This is a genomic window from Sulfitobacter sp. EhC04 (assembly GCF_001650875.1).
Classification (GTDB): Bacteria; Pseudomonadota; Alphaproteobacteria; order Rhodobacterales; family Rhodobacteraceae; genus Sulfitobacter.
Map to the genome: position 1 here is coordinate 32,042 of NZ_LXYI01000005.1, position 22,993 is coordinate 55,034.

The following is a 22,993-nucleotide window of genomic DNA, read 5'->3' on the forward strand; positions in this document are numbered from 1 at the left end:
CCCTGTTCTTATGCGCCGACCGCTCTTGACGCCAGCGGACAACCCTGAACATGTAGGGCGCAACTATACTCCCCTCAGGGGCCTCAAAACCAGTGCCAATCCGGTCATAAGGACAAAGAATTCAGACGTGTTGCTCCTGATAGATAACTACGACAGCTTTACCTACAACCTCGTCCATTATCTGGGCGAGCTGGGGGCGGAGGTGGTCGTGCACCGCAATGACAAGATCACCGTGGAGGAAGCGCTGGCCCTGCGGCCTGCGGGCATCCTGCTGTCGCCCGGTCCTTGCGACCCCGACAAGGCCGGCATCTGCCTGGACCTGACACAGGCGGCTGCCGATGCGGGCCTGCCGCTGCTGGGTGTCTGCCTGGGGCATCAGACCCTCGGCCAGACCTTTGGCGGAAAGGTCGTGCGCGCGGGCGACATCGTGCATGGCAAGCTGGGGCTGATGCACCACGAGGGTCAGGGCGTCTTTGCCGGTCTGCCCAGCCCCTTCCCCGCCACGCGCTATCATTCGCTGGTGGTGGAGCGCGACAGCCTGCCCGACTGCCTGCAGGTGACCGCCGCACTTGAGGACGGCACCATCATGGGCCTGCAACACCGCGAGCTGCCGCTGCACGGGGTCCAGTTCCACCCGGAATCGATCCGCTCGGAACATGGCCACAAGATGCTGCAGAACTTCCTCGACCTGATGAAGGTCCCGGCATGAGCGATACTCTCAAACCCCTGATCGACGCCGCGGCCAACGGCCCGCTGACCCGCGCACAGGCGGCAGAGGCCTTTGAAATCCTGTTTGACGGCGAAGCCACCCCCAGCCAGATCGGCGGCTTTCTGATGGCGCTGCGCACCCGCGGCGAGACGGTGGATGAATACGCCGCCGCCGCCAGCGTGATGCGCGCCAAATGCCACGCCGTGCGCGCGCCGGAGGGCGCGATGGACATCGTCGGCACCGGTGGCGATGGCAAGGGCACGCTGAACATCTCGACGGCGACCGCCTTTGTCGTGGCGGGGGCCGGTGTGGTTGTGGCCAAACACGGCAACCGCAACCTCAGTTCCAAGTCCGGGGCGGCAGATGCGCTGACCCAGATGGGCCTGAACGTAATGGTGGGCCCAAAGGTTGTGGAGCGTGAACTCTCCGAGGCCGGGATCGGCTTCATGATGGCGCCCATGCATCACCCGGCGATTGCCCATGTGATGCCGACACGGTCGGAACTGGGCACACGGACGATTTTCAACATCCTGGGACCGCTGACCAACCCCGCCAGCGTCAAACGCCAGTTGACCGGCGCGTTCTCGCGCGATCTGATCCGCCCGATGGCCGAAACCCTGCAAGCGCTTGGCAGTGACAAGGCCTGGCTTGTCCATGGCTCTGACGGCACCGACGAGCTGACCATCACCGGCGTGAGCTGGGTCAGCGGCCTGGCCGATGGCACCATCAGTGATTTCGAAATCCATCCCGAAGACGCGGGCCTGCCTGTCCACCCCTTCGAGGCAATCGTGGGCGGCAGCCCTGCCGAAAATGCACAGGCTTTCCATGCCGTGCTGGACGGCGCGGCATCCGCCTATCGCGATGCGGTGGTGTTGAACGCGGCGGCAGCCCTTGTGGTGGCGGACGCTGCTGCCGACCTGAAAACAGGTGTTGAAATGGCCCGCAGCAGCCTTGATTCCGGGGCCGCCCGTGAAAAGCTGCGCCGCGTGGCAGAAGTATCGCAGGAAAAGTGATGAAATCCCCCCTTGCACGGCTGGGCGACTGGGCCGAACTGCCCTTTTTCAGCACTACCTTCCCGGCGATCGAGACCGCATTACGCGCCGAAAAGCGCAGCGTCTTTCCCCCGTCAGATCAGATATTCGCGGCGCTGGAACATGTCGCACCCGGCGATGTGCGCGTGGTCATTCTGGGCCAGGACCCCTATCCAACCGTGAACCACGCCCATGGCTATGCCTTCTCCGCCGAGGAAGACACCCGGCCCCTGCCACGCTCGCTTGCCAATATCTTCAAGGAGATGCGCAGCGACATCGGCGCGGCCCCGGCCACCGCCGACCTGCGGTTCTGGTCCGATCAGGGGGTGTTGCTGCTCAATACCATACTGACCGTGCCGGAAGGACAGCCCAAGGGCCACGAGACGCTCGGCTGGCAGAGCCTGTGCGATCAGGTGCTGGCACGGCTGGCCGACCGCCCGCGCGCCTACCTGCTGTGGGGCGGCACCGCACAGAGGGCCGCCGCAAACGTGGACGGGGTGACGAACCTCAAGGTCGAAAGCCACCACCCCGTCGGCATGTACGGCAACATGGGCTTTTTCGGCTCGCGCCCGTTTTCCCGCACCAATGCATGGTTGCACGCACAGGGCCTGCCCGCCATAAACTGGGACAACCCGGAGACCGCATGACACAGACCATTCTCGACAAGATCAAAGCCTACAAGCTGGAAGAAATCGCCGCTGACAAGGCCGCCAAGCCGCTTGAGGCCGTCACCGCAGAGGCGCGCGCGGCAGGCCCGGTGCGCCCCTTTGCCGAAAGCCTGCATCAATCCTCGCGGGAAGGTTATGGCCTGATTGCGGAGATCAAGAAGGCCAGCCCGTCCAAAGGGTTGATCCGGGACGATTTCAACCCGGCAGCCCATGCCGCCGCCTATGCCGCGGGCGGCGCGACCTGCCTGTCGGTGCTGACCGACACCCCCAGTTTTCAAGGGGCCAAAGAGTTTCTGACAGAGGCGCGCGCGGCCTGTGACCTGCCGGTGCTGCGCAAGGATTTTCTCTATGATCCCTATCAGGTGGCAGAGGCCCGCGCGCTGGGGGCCGATTGCATCCTGATCATCATGGCCTCGGTTTCCGATGCCCAGGCGATAGAGCTGGAAGACGCCGCAACCGACTTTGGCATGGACGCGCTGATCGAGGTGCATAACGCCGAGGAACTGGAACGCGCCACCCGGTTGAGCAGCCGGATGATCGGCATAAACAACCGCAACCTCAATACCTTCGAAACCTCTCTTGATGTGACACGCCGCCTGTCCAAACAGGTGCCGCCTGACCGTATGATCGTCTGCGAATCCGGCTTGCACACGCCAAAGGACCTCGCTGACATGGCGCTGTTCGGCGCGCGGGCCTTTCTGATCGGGGAAAGCCTGATGCGCCAGCCTGACGTGGAACAGGCGACGCGGCAATTACTGGCTGATCCGCTGACCGCCGGGGGCATGTGATGGCGCTGACGCATTTCGACGGCAAGGGCGATGCCCATATGGTCGATGTCTCTGACAAGGCGGTAACCGCCCGCATTGCAACCGCCGAAAACCACATCAAGATGCAGCCGGAAACCCTTGATATAATTACCGAAGGGCGCGCCAAGAAGGGCGACGTTCTGGGCGTGGCCCGGCTGGCCGGGATCATGGCGGCCAAGCAGACCGCCAGCCTGATTCCGCTGTGCCATCCGCTGCCGATCACCAAGGTCAGCCTGGAACTGACCCCCGACAGCGCCCTGCCCGGCATCCGCATCACCGCCACGGTCAAGACCACCGGCCAGACCGGGGTGGAGATGGAGGCGCTGACAGCCGCCTCCGTTGCGGCGCTGACGGTCTATGACATGGCCAAGGCCGTGGACAAGGGCATGGAAATCGGCGGGCTGCGCGTGGTTCTCAAGGATGGCGGCAAATCGGGCCGCTACACCGCCCCATGATCCCTGTCGAGGAGGCGCTGGCGCGGCTTCTGGCGCTTGTCTCGCCGCTTGAGGTCGAAGAGGTGCCGCTGCGCGCCGCCGCCGGTCGGGTGCTGGCGCGTGATGTGACCGCCAGCCGCACCCAGCCGCCCTTTGCAGCGTCCTCGATGGATGGCTATGCCCTGCGCCGGGCCGAGGTGGAGCCGGACGCGATGTTCAAGGTGATTGGCGAATCCGCCGCCGGTCACCGCTTTGACGGCAGGGTCAAACCCGGTCAGGCCGTGCGCATCTTTACCGGCGCGCCGGTGCCGGAAGGTGCTGATTTCATTGTCATTCAGGAAGACACCACCCGGCGCGGCGATCTGATAACCCTGGGCCATGACATCGGGGAAAAGGACAATATCCGCCCCGCAGGCGGTGACTTTGCCGCCGGTGACAGGGTTGCGGCCCCGCTGTTGCTGCGGCCCACGGACATTGCCCTGCTGGCCGCGATGAACATCGCCCGCGTGCCGGTCACCCGCAAACCACGGCTGGCGATCCTTGCCACCGGCGATGAGCTTGTCCAGCCCGGCGAAGACCCCGGCCCCGACCAGATTGTCGCCTCCAACAGTCACGGGCTGACCGCACTGTTCGAAGCGATGGGCGCCGAGGTGCAACTGCTGCCCATCGCGCGCGACACTGCTGCCTCCCTGACCCAGGCTTTCAGGCTGGCACAGGGGGCCGATTTGATCATCACCATCGGCGGGGCCTCGGTCGGTGATCATGATCTTGTGGCACCGGTGGCCGCGGAACTGGGCATGGAACAGGCCTTTTACAAGGTGGCCATGCGCCCCGGCAAACCGCTGATGGCCGGGCGCATCGGCAGGGCCGCGATGGTCGGCCTGCCCGGAAATCCGGTCTCCGCCATGGTCTGTGGCAGCGTTTTTGTGGCCCCGATGCTGCGCCGGATGCTGGGTCTGGGCGATGCACCCGCCCCGCTGCGCGATGCGGTGCTGGGCGTGGACCTGCCCGCCAACGGCCCGCGCGCCCATTACATGCGCGCCCAATTGCGGGATGGCGCGGTGCACCCCGACACGCGGCAGGATTCCTCGCTGTTGTCGGTGCTGGCCCATGCCGATGCGCTGCTGGTCCGCCCGGTCGACGACCCGGCGCGCAGGGTTGGCGATACTGTCCGCATTATCCCGCTCTGACCACCCGCGCCCCTTCAGCGTTGACACAAAACAAGAACATCCCTAGAACAAAAAGAAACAACTGACCAAAAAGGGACGGGCCGTGCTTACCAAAAAACAACTCGATCTATTGGCATTCATTCAGAAACGCGTGCAGCGCGACGGCGTACCGCCCAGCTTTGACGAAATGAAAATCGCGCTTGATCTGCGGTCGAAATCCGGCATCCACCGCCTGATCACGGCGCTTGAGGAACGCGGTTTCATCCGGCGTCTGGCGCACCGCGCCCGCGCGCTTGAGATTGTGAAACTGCCCGAAAGCCTGGGCGGCGCGCCCGGCGGCTTTACCCCCCGCGTGATCGAGGGGGACCGCCCCGACAGCCCGCCGCCTGCCCGCGCCATGGCGGTGGAAAGCACGGCGCTGGATCTGCCGGTGATGGGCCAGATTGCCGCCGGTGTCCCGATCGAGGCGATCAACCACGAAACCCACCGCGTCTCCGTGCCCGGCGGTATGGTTTCCGGCAAGGGCGAACATTATGCGCTTGAGGTCAAAGGCGATTCGATGATCGAGGCGGGCATCAACGACGGCGATGTGGTGGTGATCCGCGAAACCTCTACCGCAGACAACGGCGATATCGTCGTGGCGCTGGTCGATGACCTGGAGGCGACGCTGAAACGCTTCAAGCGCAGCGGCAGTTCCATCGCGCTTGAGGCCGCCAATCCAGCCTATGAGGCGCGTGTGCTGGCAGCCGACCGGGTCAAGGTTCAGGGCCGGTTGGTCGGGCTGATCCGCACATATTGACGCCGCGCGGCTTCCGGCACTGCCGGGGGCCAATGGGTCCATAACCTGTCACCGGTCCGCGCGCGGGCCGTTGTCATTTTCCATCCCCCCTTGCCCGGTGTCAGCGCCAGCGCGCCGGTGTGTTTCAGCCGTGCCGGGTCAAAGACATCGCAAGGCGCCTGCGCCAGATCGGCCGCCGGGACAGAGGCCACCACGACCTGCCCCGCTGCGCAGCCTTCAAATGCCGCCAGACGTCGCTTGCCGCTCAGGTGGATGACCTTGCCCTTTCCCGGCCCATCTTGATCCGGTCGGCCCATCTCCGGCCAGCGCGATGCTGCGGCCAGTTGCCCGCTGCCATCGCCATCGTTCTCCAGCCAGTTGCGCGCGACAAACCCGGCGGTTCTTTCCCGGCTCAGCGCCCGGCCCTGCGGGGTCATGACGCCGACCAAAGCGCCGGTGTCAGAGATCAGCACCGCAGGCCGTACCGCCCCCTGCCACAGGACAAAGGCCAACGCCATCGCGGGCAGCCCCGCAAGGCGCAACCGGCCCTGCCAGAGGATCAGCATCAGAAACCCCAGCGCCAGCAGCGGGATCACCCAGCCCCCCGGCCCGACAACATAGCCACGCGCGCCCTCAAGCCCCGCGATCCAATGGGCCACGCCGAGAATCCAACGCAGGCCCAGCCCCATCACCCACAGCCCCAATGCCTCGGCCCCAAAGGGGGCCAGCACCAGCGCCGCCACGGCGGCGGGGATGATCAGCACCCCCATCAAGGGCACCGACGCCAGGTTCGCGATCAGCCCGTAATGGGCGATGGTGTTGAAATGCGCCGCCGCGATCGGCGCGGTTGCCAACCCGGCCACGGCCGAAGAGACAAAGACCGCAAAAGCGGGTTTCAGCCAGCGCGGCATCCACCCCATGTCCACCGCCCTGAGCCAGCCAAAGACGGCAACCAGCGCCGTTGTCGCGGCGAAAGACATCTGGAACCCCGGCCCCATCAGCGCCTCTGGCCGCAGGATCAGCACCAGCGTTGCCGCAACCGCCACCGCGCGCAGGGAAATCGCGCGCCGTCCGATCATCAGCGCCCCCAGCGCCACGGCCACCATGATATAGGCCCGCTCCGTCGCGACATTGCCGCCCGACAGCGCCAGATACCCCGTCGCAGCGATCAGCGCGCCCCCGGCGGCAATGCCCTTGGTCGGCCAGCGCAGGGCCGTGACCGGATGTGCCGCCAGCAACAGCCGCAAGGCGCCCAGCACCACCGCGCTGAGCAGCCCCATGTGCAGCCCCGAGATTGCCAGCAGATGGGCCAGGTTGCTGGCGCGCAGCGCCTCCAGCGCCTCGCGGCTGATGGCGCTGCGGTCGCCGGTGGTGATGGCAGCGGCAAAGCCGCCGATGTCACCGGGCAGAACCTGCTGGATCCGGGCAGAGGCCGCCATGCGGATGCGAAACACCGCCAGCCCCGCATGGCCATCCCGCGCCTCTGCCACACCCAGCAGCGGCACGCGGGTATAGCCGACAGCCCCCAGCCGCGCGAACCAGGCGTGGCGCTGGAAATCAAAGCCGCCCGGCTCCACCGGCCCGGCGGGTGGCGACAGATGCGCGGTGGTCATCACCCGCAGCCCCGGTTCGGGCGTGATCCCGTCACCGCCGTGCAGCGACAGCCGCACCCGGTCAGGCGTCCGCGCGGGCGGCACCCGCGCCAGTCGGACGCGGTCCAGCGTCAGGCGCAGCGCGTCGGACTGGCTTCGGTCCATGGCGACGATCCGCCCCTCCACCGGGCCATAATAGCGCCAGCCCAGCACCGGCCCCGCGACACTGTGCGCGCGGCCCGCCGCCAGCAGCACCCCGATCAGGCAAAGCGCCGCGCCCACCGCAAGGGGCGACACCGGCTCAGGCAGGAAGCGGGCCAGCACCAGCAGCAGCAACGCCACGACAGCAAGCCCTGCAAGCACCGGCGCGCCCGGTTCGGACGCCAGGGAAAAATAAGTGCCGACGCCCGCCGCCAGGCAGACCGGCACCCAGCAGATCAGGCCGCCCCGCTGCGCCAGCAGGATTGCGCCCGCATCATCGGAAAATCGTCTCCAAAGGCCCATGCTTGCCCCCGCGCACCGCACTGGATAAACAGGCGGCACCCTAGAGGCCCCGTGGTGAACAAGTGATTAACACCGGGCTGAGCACGTCAGAATTTGTTAGGAAAACATCCCTCATGTCCGCCGAAGTTGTCACCCGTTTCGCCCCGTCTCCCACCGGTTTCCTGCACATCGGCGGCGCGCGGACCGCGCTGTTCAACTGGCTTTATGCGCGCGGCAAGGGTGGCAAGTTCCTTCTGAGGATCGAAGATACCGACCGCGCGCGGTCGACCCCCGAAGCCACGGATGCGATTCTGCAGGGGCTGGCCTGGCTTGGTCTGGACCACGACGGCGAGATTGTCAGCCAGTTCGAAAACGCGCCGCGCCATGCCGAGGTCGCCAGGGAACTGCTGGATGCCGGCAAGGCCTATAAATGCTTTGCCACCCAAGAGGAAATCAACACCTTCCGCGAGGCGGCCAAGGCCGAGGGCCGCAGCACCCTTTACCACTCGCCCTGGCGCGACGCGGACCCGGCCAGCCACCCCGATGCCCCCTATGTGATCCGCATCAAGGCCCCACAGGAGGGCCAGACGGTGATCCGCGACCGGGTGCAGGGCGATGTGACCATCTCCAACGCCCAGCTTGATGACATGGTGCTGTTACGCTCCGATGGCACACCGGTCTACATGCTGGCGGTTGTCGTGGATGATCATGACATGGGCGTGACCCATGTGATCCGGGGGGATGACCACCTGAACAATGCCGCGCGCCAGATGATGATCTATCAGGCGATGGGCTGGGACGTGCCGGTCTGGGCGCATATCCCGCTGATCCACGGACCCGATGGCAAGAAACTGTCAAAACGCCACGGTGCCCTGGGCGCGCAGGAATATCAGGCGATGGGCTATCCGGCTGCCGGCATGCGCAACTATCTGGCCCGGCTGGGCTGGAGCCATGGCGACGATGAATTCTTTACCGATGCGCAGGCAAAAGACTGGTTCGATCTGGACGGAATCCGCAAAAGCCCGGCGCAATTCGACCTGAAAAAACTGGAAAACATCTGCGGACAGCATATCGCGGTGTCAGATGATGCCGCGCTGCGGCAAGAGTGTCAGGATTATCTTGCAGCGGCTGGTCTGCCCCCGCTTGATTCCAATCTGACGCAGGGTTTGGAACGGGCGATGTATTGCCTCAAGGAACGGGCAAAGACCTTGCCTGAACTCATTGAAAAAGCGCACTTTATTTTGACAAACCGGCCTATCGAACCCGACGAGAAGGCGCAAAAGGCGCTGGATACAGAGGCCCGTGGCATTCTGACGGAATTGACGCCGCACCTGCAAGATGCTAGCTGGACCAAGGAAACGCTGGAAGAGGTAATGAACAGCTTTGCGGCTGCACATGACACCAAATTCGGCAAACTCGCAGGGCCCCTTCGGGCTGCCCTTGCTGGGCGCGCGGTCACCCCATCCGTTTTTGACATGATGCTCGTGTTGGGACGTGATGAGACCCTCGCCCGACTGACGGATGCGGCGGCGTGAACAAGGTTAACCCCTTGGCAACGCCACGCGCGATAACACATCTGCAGGTCCTGTCTCAGGGCCTGGTCGTGACGGCGGGCACTACGCCCTGCCGCCAACTCAAGGGGAAGGGACCGCATGACTGAGAGCACGAAATCCGCAAAGCTAACCATCGACGGCAAGGACTATGATCTGCCGATCTTTTCGCCAACCGCAGGCCCCGATGTGATCGACATCCGCAAGCTCTATGCGCAGGCCAATGTCTTTACCTATGACCCCGGCTTTACCTCCACTGCCGCCTGTGACAGCACCATTACCTATATCGACGGCGATGCCGGGGTGCTGCTGCACCGGGGCTATCCCATCGACCAGCTTGCGGGCAAATCGCATTACCTCGAAGTCTGTTACCTGCTGCTTTACGGTGAGCTGCCCTCCCCCTCAGAGCTTGAGGATTTCGAAAGCCGCGTGACCAACCACACCATGCTGCACGAGCAGATGATGAACTTCTTCCGCGGGTTCCGGCGCGATGCGCACCCGATGGCGGTCATGGTCGGCGTTGTGGGCGCAATGTCCGCATTCTATCACGACAGCACCGACATCAACGATCCGTGGCAGCGCGAGGTCGCCTCGATCCGCCTGATCGCCAAGATGCCGACAATTGCCGCGATGGCCTATAAATACACCATCGGCCAGCCGTTCGAATATCCGCGCAACGATCTGGACTATGCCTCCAACTTCCTGCGCATGTGCTTTGCCGTCCCGGCAGAGGAATATGTCGTCGATCCGATCCTGAGCCGCGCGATGGACCGCATCTTTACCCTGCACGCGGATCACGAGCAGAACGCCTCCACCTCCACGGTGCGTCTGGCGTCCTCCTCGGGGGCCAACCCGTTTGCCTGTATCGCGGCGGGCATTGCCTGTCTCTGGGGCCCCGCCCACGGCGGTGCCAACCAGGCGTGTCTGGAGATGCTCAAGGAGATCGGCACGCCCGACCGCATCCCCGAATTCATTGCCCGCGCCAAGGACAAGAACGATCCGTTCCGCCTGATGGGCTTTGGCCACCGGGTCTACAAGAACTTCGACCCCCGCGCGACCGTGATGAAGGAAAGCGCCGACGAGGTGCTGGAGCTGCTGGGTGTCGAGAACAACCCGATCCTACAGGTCGCCAAGGAGCTTGAGAAAGCCGCCCTTGAAGATCCGTATTTCGCGGAGAAGAAACTGTTCCCGAACGTGGACTTCTATTCCGGCATCATTCTTGAGGCCATGGGTTTCCCCACGTCGATGTTCACACCGATCTTCGCGCTGTCGCGCACCGTCGGCTGGATTTCGCAGTGGAAGGAAATGATCGCCGATCCACAGAACAAGATCGGGCGGCCCCGGCAGCTGTACCTTGGCCAGACCGCCCGCGATTATACGGACATCGAAAACCGTTGATCTGATCCAAGCAAACGCCCCGTCCAACGGGGCGTTTCGCTTTGTTGCCGATAGGTAAACAAACATTCAACCATAGCGCGACTTTTTGACATTTGCTGCGCCCTGGCAGACCCGGTGCCCGTTCAATGGCACTCTGAGAATCAAGCCGAGACCACCACGTCCAAGAACCAAAAGCCGCTGAGTCTGCAAACTGTTTCAGCCGTCATTGCCCAATGCGAAACACCGGCCCCCGAAACATGGCTAAATTGTGGCATTGTTTCCCGCCCCCTGACAATCCGCGACGGCGCTTGACCGTCGTTCAAAAGCACCGTTAACCTGATCATAGATATAGCGAGGAAGCACCATGTCGCTTTGGTTTCTATGCGGGTCAATTGTGCTGGTCTTTGCCACACTGACCCGGACATTACGGTCAGACCAAAGGCTGTGGCAACCTGCCGTGGCCAAGGTCCGGTGTGATGCCGACAGGCCTGCCTCCGCGCGGACGCGGAGGCTCAAATGACCGACTGCCGCTCGGACCGCCCGATGGAAGGCCGATTGCGCTGGGACCGCGCGGCAAGCCTGCTGCCAACCGCGGCCCGGTCAGGGCCGGGGCCGCAGGGCGCGCTGGTGCCAGACGGCCTGCGCGACAGCGACCAGATTGCGGTGATCTATGACAAGGGGCAGACCCCGCCGGAAATCACCATCCGACAGGTGTCGGGTTCGGTGCATACGGTTCTGGCGGACGGTGTGGCGGTTGCCGTGGTGGCCAGCGCCAATGGCCCCGCCCCCAGCAAGGATGATGTGCTGCTGGTCGAACGCTCGGTCTGACCGCATCGCGCAGCCGACGCGTTTCACGTCAAACTTGAACCACCTGCTGATTTGCATCCATTTCATCACCCATCGGCTCGGAAGACCGACAGAATTGTGCAAGCCTTTCAACTGGATTGCTTTCGAGCGGCCGTTCGTGGACTGCGCGGCGAAGGTCAGGAAAGAGCCCTTTCCTCTACCCTCGCGCGGAATCAAGGCCGCAGGCCGCCGCGCATCATGCCAGAGGCATGTCTCCGACATGACGGGCCGTCCCCTGGCACGGCGATTTGGTTGCTGTTTTGCCTGACAGACAGGTAGGATGTGCTTGGCTGCCATTAAGTGCCAGTCACTGAGGTCGGATCGCCGAACCACGGCCCGTCGATGCGCGGCTTGACGTTTCGCAGCAAACGGCAGCAATGTCCCGCACAGCAGACTCCCGATCTGGCCAGTCTGAATATCCACTTTCAATGTGGCTCATGCGGGCTGAGGATGTCGGTTTTGACTGCCCCGTTCTGATGAAAGTCGATGCCCAAGGCCGTCGATATGTGCAACCACCAGCAACTGCCCGAAGTCACGGATTTCAGATCAGGGGTGTCTCAAGGCTGATGCGAAAAGCTGCAAAAGCCCCGGAGCCCGAACCGGGCCACCGGGGCCGACATTCATCGCCCCTCGAAGGTCGCCTTGCGTTTTTCGGTAAAGGCCAGCACGCCTTCCTTGAAGTCGCGTGATGCGCCGCATTGGCCCTGGGTCTGGGCCTCCTGCGCCAGCTGATCTTCATAGGAATTTTCCCATGTGCCGCGGATCACCTGTTTGACCCCGGCATAGGCGGCTGTCGGCCCCTGCGCCAGTTGCGCCGCGCGGGCCTGCCAATGGGCGGCAAAATCCGCATCCGCAACCGCTTCCCAGATCAGGCCCCAGTCATCGGCCTGCCGAGCGCTGATCTTGTCCGCAAAAAGCGCCGCCCCCATGGCCTTGGCCGTGCCCATGGTGCGCGGCATCACATAGGTGCCGCCCGCATCGGGGATCAGGCCGATCCGGGTGAAGGCCTGCATGAAATACGCGCTTTCGGTCGCGAAAACCACGTCACAGGCCAGCGCGAGGTTTGCCCCTGCTCCCGCCGCCGGTCCGTTCACAGCGGCGATGGTCGGCACCGGGCAGTTCACGATGGCGCGCAGCATCGGCGCATATTCGTCGCGCAGGGTGCGTTCCAGATCGACAGAGGCCGCAGTGGCCCGATCGCCCAGATCCTGGCCGGAGCAGAACGCCCTGCCCGCCCCGGTGATCACCACCACCCGCGCTTCCTTGCCGCCCTGGGTCGCTGCATGGGCAATCTCGGCGCGCATCTGCGTGGTCAGTGCGTTCATCTTGTCCGCACGGTTCAGCGTGATCGTGGCAATGTCGTCTGCCACATCATAGGTGATCGTCTGATATTCCATGTCTGAGGTATCCTTCGCTTGAGGCCTTTGCCCCTTGATACCAAAGCAGGTCACGCGGACCAGCAAAACCGCACGTCAGTCCTTGAGAATCTCGCGCAGCCGCGCCTGTTCTTCGGCGCTCAGCGGGGTCTCTCCGGGCTGAACGGCGCGCGACCGGCCGCGCAGGTAGACAAACCCGACGCCGCCCGCGATCAGCAGCATCAGCGGCCCCGCGCCCCAGAGCAGCCAGTTCGCCCCGGTCACATCGGGCCGCAGCAGCACGTATTCGCCATAGCGCCGCACGATGAAATCGACCGCCTCGGCGTCCGTGTCCCCTGCCAGCAGTCGGTCGCGCAGCAGGATGCGCAGGTCGCGCGCAAGGCTCGCGTTGCTCTCGTCAATGCTTTCGTTGCGGCAGACCAGGCAGCGCAGCCCCTTGGACAGTTCCCGCGCCCGCGTCTCAAGGGCCGGATCATCCAGCATCTCATCGGGCTGCACGGCGACCAGCGGCGAGGCCAGCAGCATCAGGATCAGGACAAGCCGTTTCATGCCACAGGCACCGGCGTGGCACGTGACTTGCGCGCCCCTGCCGCCACGCGGAAGCGCCGGTCGCTCAGGCTCAAAAGCCCGCCCAAGGCCATCAACCCGCAGCCGATCCAGATCCAGTTTGTCAGCGGCTTGATATAGACCCGCACGGTCCAGCCGCCATTGTCCTGCGCGTCCCCGATCACGACATAGACGTCCCGCGCGAGGTTGTAGTCGATGGCCGCCTCGGTCGTGGGCATACGGGCCACGGGATAGAACCGCTTTTCAGGCGAGAGTTGCGAGATGACGCTGCCATCCCTGGAAAGGGTCACTTCGGCCTGCGTCGACTGATAGTTCGGGCCCCGGACCTCGTTCACCTCGTTCAGGGTCAGCGTATAGCCGCCCACATCCCAGGGCTGGCCGAGCTGGGCGACGCGGATGTCATCCACCGTCCAGGCGGTCAGCCCGGCGATGCCCGCCATCGTCACGCCCAGACCGGCATGGGCCACGGCCTTGCCCCAGTCCGCACGCGGCAGACGGCGCAGCCGCGCCCAGCGGCCCGCGCCGCGCCCGCTGCGCTGCGCCAGTTCCACGATGACCCCCATGATCAGCCAGGCCCCCAGGAACAGGCCCATCGGCCCCAGCAGGCTGCGCCCCGACTGCATCGCCCAGGCCAGCCCGCCCACCGCCAGCGCCAGCACAAAGGCATAGCGCAGCGGCCGCAACGCGCGCCTGATCCGCGCGCGTTTCCACGGCAGCACCGACCCCACCGGCAGGACCAGGCCCAACAGCACCATAAAGGGGGTGAAGGCCGCGTTGAAGAACGGCGGCCCGACGCTGAGCTTGCGGTCAAAGAACATCTCGGCCAGCAGCGGCCACATGGTGCCGACAAAGACCACGAAACAGGCCACCGCCAGCAGCAGGTTGTTCACCACCAATGCGGATTCGCGACTGACCAGGCCAAAGACGCCCTTGGCCTCCATCGTGCCAGCCCGCAGGGTAAACAGGATCAGCGCGCCGCCCATGAAAAATGCCATGATGCCCAGAATGAACACCCCACGCTCGGGATCATTGGCAAAGGCATGAACGCTCGTCAGCAGCCCCGACCGCACGATGAACGTGCCGATCAGCGAAAAGCCGAAGGCGAGGATCGCCAGCAGGATGGTCCAGCTTTTCAGGCTTTCGCGTTTCTCCACCACGATGGCCGAATGCAGCAGCGCCGCCGCCAGCAGCCATGGCATGAAGGAGGCGTTCTCCACCGGGTCCCAGAACCAGAAACCGCCCCAGCCCAGCTCGTAATAGGCCCACCAGGATCCCAGCGCGATGCCGATGGTCAGGAATATCCAGGCCGCCAGAGTCCAGGGCCGGACCCAGCGCCCCCAAGCGGCATCCACCCGCCCCTCGATCAGCGCCGCCACGGCAAAGCTGAACGCCATGCTGAGGCCCACATAGCCAAGATAAAGGAACGGCGGATGAAAGGCCAAACCGGGGTCCTGCAACAACGGGTTCAGGTCGCGCCCGTCAAAGGGCGGCGTTTCCAGCCGCAGGAACGGGTTGGAGGTGAAGATGATAAAAGCGAAAAACGCCACCGCGATGGCCGATTGCACCGCCAACACCCGCGCCCGCAGGCTGGGCGGCAGGTTGCCGCCGAACCAGGCCGCCATCGCCCCGAACAGCGTCAGGATCAGCACCCAGAGCAGCATGGAGCCCTCGTGATTTCCCCAGGTGCCGCTGATCTTGTAAAGCATCGGTTTCGCCGAATGGCTGTTTTGCACCACCAGCCGCAGCGAGAAATCGGAATTGACGAAACCCCACATCAGCGCGCCGAAACTCAGCGCCGTCAGGGCAAACTGCGCGCCCGCCGCCGGTTCGGCCACCGCCATCCAGCCGGGCCAGCGTTTGTGCGCCCCGATCAGGGGCACGATCATCTGAACGATCGCCACCGCAAAGGCGAGGATCAGCGCGAAATGTCCAAGTTCTGTGATCATGCCCCGATTATAGGGCGATGCCAGGCCCCCCGCCACGGGATTCTGTCATGCCCGGCGCATCAAAGCGTCGCAGCTTGTTCTGCTATCAGGCCGCGCGTTTCCAGGCCTCCAGTGCCGGGTTGCTGTCGGGCGCGATCACGGCGAGCGAGAGGCCTGCGTCATTGCCTGTCTCTGCCGCGCGCGGGCTGTCGCTGCGCAGGGCCCTGATGGCGCTGATGTTCTCCAGCACCTGCGGCACCCTTGTGATACTGCCTGCGATCTCGCGCTGGAACTGCTGGGCTTTGACCTGATGGCGCGCGCCAAAATAGAACGACACGATCACCCCCAGCAACCACCACAGCGGCTCCGGCACCAGCGCGATGCCCTGCATCCGTTCGGAAAACCACAGCGGGTTGACCATGGCCGAGATGAACAGCCCCATTGTCCCCAGCGCCAGCGCCGGGCGCGGCAGGCGGTTCAGCCCATCCATGAAGCGGTCAAAGCCACCCTGCCGCGCCACTGCGAATTCCGCGCCATATTGCGACATCGCCTGCCCCTGCGCCGCCGCCGCCCGCACCGCCCCCGCTTCGGCGTTCTCGCGAAACACTTCCACCGTTTCGCGCACCACATTGCGTTCGCCGCCAAAAACCAGCCCGAAGATCCGCGCGATCATCCCCATACCGAAACCCTTTGCTGAAATGCCGCCTTGCTGAGGTGGTATTGCGGCGAGATGAATTCCTCTGCCCGGATGATCCAGCCACCCTTGCCGCCCGCCCGGTTGCGCGCATACTTGCGGCTGGCCGGTCGGCGGTCGGCCAGTCGGAAATAATAGTTCCGCCGCGCGATCCCATAGGCATCGACAAAGGCGTCGGCACCCCGTCGCATCGCGCCGCGTACCGCGCCGATGCTTTGCGGCCCCAGCGCCCCGTCCACCACCACGTCATAGCCCATGTCGCGCAGCAGCCGTTGCAGGATCTTCACCGCATTGGCCCCCGCGTTGACATACATGTCAAAGACGCTGGGTTGCAGGATGCCTGGCAATTCCCCGATCAGCGGTCTTTCGAAATAATGCCGGATAAAGATATCGACGGCCTGCGCGCGGGTCAGGCTGCGCACGTCGCCGACATCGACCTGCCCGTCCCCGGTCAGGTCCAGCCCCAGCCGCCGCATCGTATGGATGGTCACGCCAAAGTTTGTGGCCCCGCCCGGATCGTCCGGGTCGTTCACGAATCCGCCTTCCCGCGCCACGATGGCATCGGCGATCTGCCTGACCGTCTGCATTGCTGCTGCTCCTTGCCCAATGATCGGGGCAAAGACTGCTCAGAGAATGGTTAACGGATTTGACGGCAGCGCGCGTTGCTCAGCCTTCGGGCTCCTGATAGACACCCTGCGCCTTGAGCGCGTCCACGACCTCTTTTGGCATGTAGGTTTCATCGTGTTTTGCAAGAATTTCAGTCGCTTCAAAGACACCGTTGATGTAGCGGCCCGTGCCGACCATGCCCTGGTTCTCTTCAAAGAGATCCGGCAGGACGCCGCCGAAGGTCACCGGCACTGTGGCCCCGCCATCGGTCACGCTGAACCGCACGACCTCGCCGTCGCCGCGGACAAGGCTGCCCTCTTCGACCAGCCCGCCGATGCGGAACACCTCGGTCGGCGCGGGCGGCTCCGCCATGACCTGAGACGGCGCGCGGAAAAAGTTGATGCCGTCGCGCATTGCATAGCCAATGAGCGCGGTGGCGGCGACCAGCGCCACCACCGCCACGGCAATCACTTGAATACGGCGTTGCTTTTTCAGGCTTTTCATCGGCTTAACACGGCCTCACGGGAACAGGGGTGCCATCATCAGCCCCTCGGTCTCTTCAATACCTAACATCAGGTTGGCATTCTGCAATGCCTGACCGCTTGATCCCTTGGTCAGGTTGTCCAATGCCGCGACAACGATGGTGCGCCCTTCGATCCGGTCCGCAACCACCCCGATATGGCAGAAGTTCGACCCGCGAATGTGCCGTGTGCTGGGGGCTTCACCCAATGGCAGAACCTCGATGAACGGCTCGACCTCATATGCGCTTTTCAGTGCATCATGAATGGCTTGCGCGTCACCCTTAACGTAGCATGTGGCCAGGATGCCCCGGTTCGCCGGGATCAGGTGCGGCGTGAACTGCACCTTGACGGGCCGTCCCGCAAGCGCCGAGAATTCCTGATCGAACTCGCCCAGGTGCCGGTGCGTCCCGCCCACCGCATAGGCGTGATAGCCTTCGGACAATTCCGCATGCAGCAGGTTTTCCTTCAGCGCCCGGCCCGCGCCCGACACCGCGCATTTCAGATCCAGGATGATCTCATCCAGGTCGATCACACCCGCCTCGATCAGCGGGCGCAGGGCAAACTGCCCGGTGGCCGCGTTGCACCCCGTGCCCGCCACCAGCCGCGCGGCGGCGATCTCCTTGCGGTAGAATTCGGTCAGGCCGTAAACCGCCTCCTCCTGCTGCGCCAGCGCGGCATGATCGTTGCCGTACCATTTCTTGTAGGCCGCCGGGTCGCGCAGCCGGAAATCGGCGGACAGGTCGACGATCCTGAGGTCTTTGGGCAGTGCCGCAATCACCTCTTGCGAGGTCTTGTGCGGCAGGGCGCAGAAACACAGGTCGATCTGCGAGAAATCAATCTCCTCGATGGTCACCAGCCTGGGCAGATCAAGGTGGCGCAGATGCGGAAACACCTCTGCCATGCTTTGCCCGGCCTTTGAGTTTGCACCCAAAGCCTTGATTTTCATGGAGGAATGACCGGCGATCAGCCGGATCAGTTCTGCGCCGGTATAACCGGATGCGCCAAGAATGGCGATGTTATGGGTCATGTCGTGGTCCCTCTTGCAGGGGATGGAATATCGGGGGTTCAGGCGGCGGTAAAGGTGATCGGTCGTCGCAGGAACTGGGTCGCGCGGGAACTCACCTGTTTGGGATCGCCCGTTGTCAGAAAGGCGCTGTCGCCGGTGCCCAGCATGCCGGGATGCCGGGTCAGGTAATCGGCCAGGCTTTCAGCGACCAGAGTGGCCTGGCTGAACACCTGCACATCGGCGCCCAGCGCGGCCTGAAAGGCATCCTGCATCAGCGGATAATGGGTACAGCCCAGTATAGCCGCCTGCGGATGCGGCATCTTGCGCTTCAACGCGTCCACATGGCTGCGCACCAGCGCTTCTGCCAGGATGAAATCGCCCTCTTCGATGGCATCGACCACACCGCCGCAGGCCTGCGCCTCCACGTCCACGCCGATGGCGCGGAACGACAATTCGCGCTGAAAGGCGCGGCTGGCGACGGTCGCGGGGGTGGCAAACAATGCGACATGGTTCAGCGCCACCTCACGCGGCGGGGAGTTGTCGCCCCACTGCCGTTCGGTCAGCGCCTCGATCATCGGGACAAAGACCCCCAGCACCCGCTTGTTCGTGGGCACCCATGATTCCTGCATCCGCCGCAGCGCTGCGGCAGAAGCCGTGTTGCAGGCCAGAACCACCAGATCACAGCCGGCATCGAACAGCCGCTGCACCGCGGCCGTGGTCAGGTTGTAGATGTCGTCAGAGGTCCGCACGCCATAGGGCGCATGGGCGCTGTCGGCGATATAGGCGAAATCCACCTCGGGCAAACGCGCCTGCACCGCCTGCCAGACGGTCAGACCGCCCAGCCCACTGTCAAAAATACCAACCGCCATGTCGTCCCTTCAGGCGCGATGCCTTTCTTTGAATTCATACCCTGATTCATGCGCATGAACCGGGTTCGCGGGCAACTCATATGTCGCTTTGCGGAGGAAATCCATCATCGCTTTAGCGTCACCGTGCGGCAGGAGGCTGTCTGCCCGGGAGCCATGCAACCCAGCACCTGCAACCGAGCGGACAGCGCGCCCAAACTTTTCGAAAAGTTTGGCCCGGAGTTTTTGAAAACTCCGCTGCCCGGCTGCCGTGCCACGCTACAGCCTATCCAGGAGCGGGGGGCTGTAGGCCCGGAAGCCTTACCACCTGCCACCAGCACCCGCGCGGTCAGGATTTGCGCGCCAAACTTTTCGAAAAGTTTGGACCGGAGTTTTTGAAAACTCCGGTGCCCGGCTGCGTGCTCTGGGGACATTGGTGATATGATCTGTCAAACTGAACACGTAGGAATGGTGGGTCCTGAGAACAGGGCCTACTCCGCCGCCTTCGCGGTTTCGGCCCCGCCTGACCGGATCACCGCCAGCAGTTCCTCGCGTCGCTTCGCGGCTTTCGCTTCATTCGCCTGCTTGACCGGGCCGAAACCCCGGATTTGCAGCGGCAGTTCGGCCAAGGCTACAATCGCATCACGGGTCTGGTCCGTCAGCATTGGTAGCACATCGGCCATATCCCCTTCAAACTGCTTGATCAGCGCGCGCTCCATCTTGCGCTCTTGGCTATAGCCGAAAACATCCAGTGGCGTGCCGCGCAGGCGTTTCATCCGCGCCATGACACGCAGCGGGGTTTCCAGCCATGCGCCGAATTCGCGCTTCACCGGGCGGCCGTCCGGCCCCTGTCTGGAGATGATCGGCGGGGCCATGTGGAAGGTCATCTTGAAATCACCGTCAAACTCGGCTGCGGCCTGTTCGCGGCTGCGCAGCAACAGGCGGGCAACCTCGTATTCGTCCTTGTAGGACAACAGCTTGTGATACCCCAGTGCCACCGCTTCCTTCACTTTCGGATCGCTGATCCGGTCCAGCAACTTGCCATAGCGTTTGGCCAGCCCCTTGCCCTGATAGCCGGTCAGATGCTCCTTGCGGTAGGCGATCCTGTCTTCCAGCGACTTGGGCAGCGACACGACCTTGGGCTGCATCACGGCGGCGGCTTCCTCGGGGTACAGCACCGCCCAGCGCCCGATCTCAAAGGCGCGCAGGTTGCGGTCAACCGCTGCACCGTTCAGGCGGATGGCGTCCTCGATGCTTTGCAGGCTCAGCGGGATCAGCCCCTTCTGCCAGGCCCCGCCAAAGACCATCATGTTGGAATAGATGCTGTCGCCCAGCGCCGCCTTGGCAAGGTCCGAGGCGTCGAACAGCGCCACATCCTCTTTCAGCCGCGCTTCCAGCGCGAGGGTCAGCCGGTCATAGGGCATCTGGAATTCGGTATCGCGGGTGAAATCGCCGGTGATGATCTGGTGCGAATTCACCACCGCGCCGGTGCGCCCGCCCCGCGTCAGCCCCAGCGTCATATGCCCGGCGGACACCACAAGGTCCCCCCCGATCAGCGCATCCGCCTCGCCGGTGGCGACACGGATGGCGCTGATGTCCTCGGGTCGTTCCGCGATGCGGCAATGGATGTGGACTGCGCCGCCCTTCTGGGCCAGGCCCGCCATCTCCATCATGCCGGCACCCTTGCCATCCAGCTGCGCTGCCTGCGCCAGAACCGCGCCGATGGTCACAACCCCGGTGCCGCCAACCCCGGTAACCACCACGTTATGGGTGCCCTTGATCGCGGGCAGAACCGGAGCAGGCAGATCGGGAATGTCGATCTCTGTGGTCGGGTCCTTGCGCATCTTGGCCCCTTCCAGCGTCACGAAAGACGGGCAGAACCCTTTGACGCAGGAGAAATCCTTGTTGCAGGACGACTGGTCGATCGCACGCTTGCGGCCCAGTTCCGTGTCCTGCGGCACGATGGAGACGCAGTTCGACTGCACACCGCAATCGCCGCAACCCTCGCAGACATCCGTATTGATGAATACCCGCTTGTCCGGGTCGGGGAACAGCCCCCGCTTGCGGCGGCGGCGTTTCTCGGCGGCGCAGGTCTGGATATAGACGATGGCCGACACGCCTTCGATCTGTTCGAACTTCTTTTGCACATTCATCAGCTCGGCGCGTTCATGCACCGCGACACCCTTGAAGGCGGCAAAATCCACGTCTTCCTTCTCGTCATAGACGACAGCCAGGTCCTTGACCCCCATGGCACGCAGTTCAGCCACGATGCGGGGCGCGTCCAGATCGCCCTCGTTGTGCTGGCCGCCGGTCATGGCAACCGCGTCGTTATAGAGGATCTTGTAGGTGATGTTGGTTTTCGCCGCGATTGCAGCGCGGATCGCCAGCACACCGGAGTGGTTATAGGTGCCGTCACCGAGATTCTGGAAAACGTGCTTGCGGTTGGAAAAGGGCGCTTCGCCGATCCAGTTCGCCCCTTCGCCGCCCATATGGGTGAAACCGGTGGTTTCGCGGTCCATCCACTGCACCATGTAGTGACAGCCGATCCCCGCATAGGCACGCGCGCCTTCGGGGAGTTTGGTCGAAGTGTTGTGCGGACAGCCTGAACAGAAATAGGGGGTGCGCGCCGCGATATCCTCGGCGTTGTCGGCACGGCGCGCATCGTCCAGCGATTGCATGCCGGCGCGGATACCATCGGTGTCGCGGCCCTCTTCCAGAAGGATGCCGCCCAGTTTTTCCGCGATCCAGATCGGGTCCAATGCGCCGCGCGTCGGGAACAGCTCTTCGCCGTGCTCCATCCCGGCACCGGATTTGTGCCAGCCATAAACGCGGCGGTGGGTGTCGTTGAACAGCGCCTCCTTGATCTGGATCTCGATCAGCTTGCGCTTCTCCTCGACCACCACAACCAGGTCCAGCCCCTCTGCCCAGTCATGGAAGCCATGCATGTCCAGCGGAAAGGTCTGCCCCACCTTGTAAAGGGTAATGCCCAGCCGCTCCGCCTCATTCTGGTCGATGTTGAGCAGGCTCATCGCGTGGATCAGATCGAGCCAGTTCTTGCCCGCCGCAACAAAGCCGATCTTGGCCCCGCGCTTGCCCCACAGACGTTTGTCCATCTTGTTGGCGTGCGAAAACGCCTCTGCAGCAAATCGCTTGTGGTCGATCATCCGCGCCTCCTGCAGGTGCGGCGTGTCCTGCAGACGGATGTTCAGCCCGCCCTGTGGCAAGTCGATGTCCGGCACCACCAGTTGCATGCGATGCGGATCGCCGTTGACGACCGATGTCGCCTCCACCGTGTCCTTCATCGTCTTCAGGCCGACCCAAAGGCCGGAAAAACGGCTCAGCGCCCAGCCATAGATGCCGTAATCCAGAATTTCCTGCACACCTGCGGGCGAGACCACAGGCATATAGGCATCCACCATCGCCCATTCGGACTGGTGCAGCACGGTGGAGGATTCACCGGTATGGTCGTCACCCATCGCCATCAGCACGCCGCCATGCTTGCTGCTGCCCGCCATGTTGGCATGGCGCATCACGTCGCCCGACCGGTCCACGCCCGGCCCCTTGCCGTACCAGAGCCCGAAAACGCCGTCGTATCGGCCTTCCCCACGCAGTTCGGCCTGCTGGCTGCCCCAAAGCGCGGTTGCTGCCAGATCCTCGTTCAGACCCGGCTCAAAGCGGACCTGATGTTCGGTCAGCACTTTTTCCGCCCGCGCCATCTGAAGATCAACGGCCCCCAACGGGCTGCCGCGATAGCCGGTGACATAGCCCGCCGTGTTCAGCCCCGCCGCCTTGTCGCGCGCCGATTGCATCAGCGTCATCCGCACCAGCGCCTGCGTGCCGTTCAGCAGCACAGGGCTCTTATCAAGGTCGAAACGATCATTGAGTGAGATCTTCTGCGTCGTCATGGCGTCCTCCCCGAACGTCGGTCTCGCGTGATACGGGATATATAGGTCATTGATGCTGACCTGTATAGCGGGTTTTTGACGTATCCCCAGCAATATTCCCACTGT

General features: G+C 63.8%; 20 protein-coding genes. 10 read left to right on the plus strand and 10 right to left on the minus strand.

The annotated features are described in order from the left end of the window. Positions 1 to 127: 127 nt before the first annotated feature. From A8B82_RS02095 to lexA, 7 genes are all read left to right on the plus strand, one after another. Positions 128 to 709, plus strand: coding sequence for an anthranilate synthase component II (locus A8B82_RS02095; protein ID WP_067287704.1), 582 nt, complete (start codon positions 128 to 130; stop codon positions 707 to 709). Next, entirely contained in the window at positions 706 to 1,722 is a 1,017-nt protein-coding gene (gene trpD, locus A8B82_RS02100; protein WP_067287705.1) for an anthranilate phosphoribosyltransferase, read from the plus strand. Before A8B82_RS02095 ends, trpD begins: the two co-directional genes overlap by 4 nt. Next, a complete protein-coding gene (locus A8B82_RS02105; RefSeq protein ID WP_067287707.1) occupies positions 1,722 to 2,387 on the plus strand; it encodes a uracil-DNA glycosylase in 666 nt (221 codons plus the stop codon). Before trpD ends, A8B82_RS02105 begins: the two co-directional genes overlap by 1 nt. After that, complete coding sequence (gene trpC / locus A8B82_RS02110) at positions 2,384 to 3,196, plus strand: indole-3-glycerol phosphate synthase TrpC (protein ID WP_067287708.1); 813 nt, start codon at positions 2,384 to 2,386, stop codon at positions 3,194 to 3,196. Before A8B82_RS02105 ends, trpC begins: the two co-directional genes overlap by 4 nt. Then, on the plus strand, positions 3,196 to 3,669 hold the full coding sequence (gene moaC / locus A8B82_RS02115; RefSeq protein WP_067287710.1) for a cyclic pyranopterin monophosphate synthase MoaC: 474 nt from the start codon (positions 3,196 to 3,198) through the stop codon (positions 3,667 to 3,669). The genes trpC and moaC overlap by 1 nt, the downstream gene beginning before the upstream one ends. Continuing rightward, positions 3,666 to 4,838 (plus strand): molybdopterin molybdotransferase MoeA, encoded by a 1,173-nt coding sequence (locus A8B82_RS02120; RefSeq protein ID WP_067287711.1) that lies wholly within the window; start codon positions 3,666 to 3,668, stop codon positions 4,836 to 4,838. Before moaC ends, A8B82_RS02120 begins: the two co-directional genes overlap by 4 nt. 82 nt (positions 4,839 to 4,920) lie before the next feature. Continuing rightward, on the plus strand, positions 4,921 to 5,616 hold the full coding sequence (gene lexA, locus A8B82_RS02125) for a transcriptional repressor LexA (protein WP_067287713.1): 696 nt from the start codon (positions 4,921 to 4,923) through the stop codon (positions 5,614 to 5,616). Here lexA and A8B82_RS02130 read toward each other — a convergent pair. Beyond that, a complete protein-coding gene (locus A8B82_RS02130; RefSeq protein WP_067287714.1) occupies positions 5,580 to 7,691 on the minus strand; it encodes a ComEC/Rec2 family competence protein in 2,112 nt (703 codons plus the stop codon). The two genes, lexA and A8B82_RS02130, sit on opposite strands and share 37 nt — an antisense overlap. A 113-nt stretch (positions 7,692 to 7,804) precedes the next feature. Here A8B82_RS02130 and gltX point away from each other — a divergent pair, with 113 nt between their 5' ends. From gltX to A8B82_RS02145, 3 genes are all read left to right on the plus strand, one after another. Beyond that, positions 7,805 to 9,205, plus strand: a complete 1,401-nt coding sequence (gltX, locus tag A8B82_RS02135) for a glutamate--tRNA ligase (RefSeq protein ID WP_067287716.1) — start codon at positions 7,805 to 7,807, stop codon at positions 9,203 to 9,205. 117 nt (positions 9,206 to 9,322) lie between these two features. Then, positions 9,323 to 10,618 carry a citrate synthase gene (gene gltA, locus A8B82_RS02140; protein ID WP_067287718.1) on the plus strand — a complete coding sequence of 432 codons (1,296 nt, stop codon included), beginning with the start codon at positions 9,323 to 9,325 and terminating at the stop codon, positions 10,616 to 10,618. 495 nt (positions 10,619 to 11,113) lie between these two features. Beyond that, on the plus strand, positions 11,114 to 11,425 hold the full coding sequence (locus A8B82_RS02145) for a hypothetical protein (RefSeq protein ID WP_067287719.1): 312 nt from the start codon (positions 11,114 to 11,116) through the stop codon (positions 11,423 to 11,425). 638 nt (positions 11,426 to 12,063) lie between these two features. Here the strand turns inward: A8B82_RS02145 and A8B82_RS02150 are convergent. From A8B82_RS02150 to A8B82_RS02190, 9 genes are all read right to left on the minus strand, one after another. Beyond that, positions 12,064 to 12,840, minus strand: a complete 777-nt coding sequence (locus tag A8B82_RS02150) for an enoyl-CoA hydratase-related protein (RefSeq protein ID WP_067287721.1) — start codon at positions 12,838 to 12,840, stop codon at positions 12,064 to 12,066. A 75-nt stretch (positions 12,841 to 12,915) separates the two neighbouring features. Next, on the minus strand, positions 12,916 to 13,368 hold the full coding sequence (locus A8B82_RS02155) for a cytochrome c-type biogenesis protein (protein WP_067287723.1): 453 nt from the start codon (positions 13,366 to 13,368) through the stop codon (positions 12,916 to 12,918). After that, the gene (locus A8B82_RS02160) at positions 13,365 to 15,332 is read right to left on the minus strand and encodes a heme lyase CcmF/NrfE family subunit (protein WP_067287909.1); all 1,968 of its coding nucleotides are present in this window, start codon (positions 15,330 to 15,332) and stop codon (positions 13,365 to 13,367) included. Before A8B82_RS02160 ends, A8B82_RS02155 begins: the two co-directional genes overlap by 4 nt. Positions 15,333 to 15,417: 85 nt before the next feature. Continuing rightward, positions 15,418 to 15,990 carry a holin family protein gene (locus A8B82_RS02165; protein ID WP_067287724.1) on the minus strand — a complete coding sequence of 191 codons (573 nt, stop codon included), beginning with the start codon at positions 15,988 to 15,990 and terminating at the stop codon, positions 15,418 to 15,420. Further along, positions 15,981 to 16,592, minus strand: a complete 612-nt coding sequence (locus tag A8B82_RS02170; protein WP_067287726.1) for a holin-associated N-acetylmuramidase — start codon at positions 16,590 to 16,592, stop codon at positions 15,981 to 15,983. The genes A8B82_RS02165 and A8B82_RS02170 overlap by 10 nt, the downstream gene beginning before the upstream one ends. A gap of 79 nt (positions 16,593 to 16,671) precedes the next feature. After that, the gene (ccmE, locus tag A8B82_RS02175) at positions 16,672 to 17,115 is read right to left on the minus strand and encodes a cytochrome c maturation protein CcmE (protein WP_067287728.1); all 444 of its coding nucleotides are present in this window, start codon (positions 17,113 to 17,115) and stop codon (positions 16,672 to 16,674) included. A gap of 15 nt (positions 17,116 to 17,130) precedes the next feature. After that, positions 17,131 to 18,159 carry an N-acetyl-gamma-glutamyl-phosphate reductase gene (gene argC, locus A8B82_RS02180; RefSeq protein ID WP_067287729.1) on the minus strand — a complete coding sequence of 343 codons (1,029 nt, stop codon included), beginning with the start codon at positions 18,157 to 18,159 and terminating at the stop codon, positions 17,131 to 17,133. 38 nt (positions 18,160 to 18,197) lie between these two features. Then, positions 18,198 to 19,007, minus strand: coding sequence for a glutamate racemase (locus A8B82_RS02185; RefSeq protein WP_067287731.1), 810 nt, complete (start codon positions 19,005 to 19,007; stop codon positions 18,198 to 18,200). 467 nt (positions 19,008 to 19,474) lie between these two features. After that, positions 19,475 to 22,888, minus strand: a complete 3,414-nt coding sequence (locus A8B82_RS02190; protein WP_067287733.1) for an indolepyruvate ferredoxin oxidoreductase family protein — start codon at positions 22,886 to 22,888, stop codon at positions 19,475 to 19,477. Positions 22,889 to 22,993 lie beyond the last annotated feature (105 nt).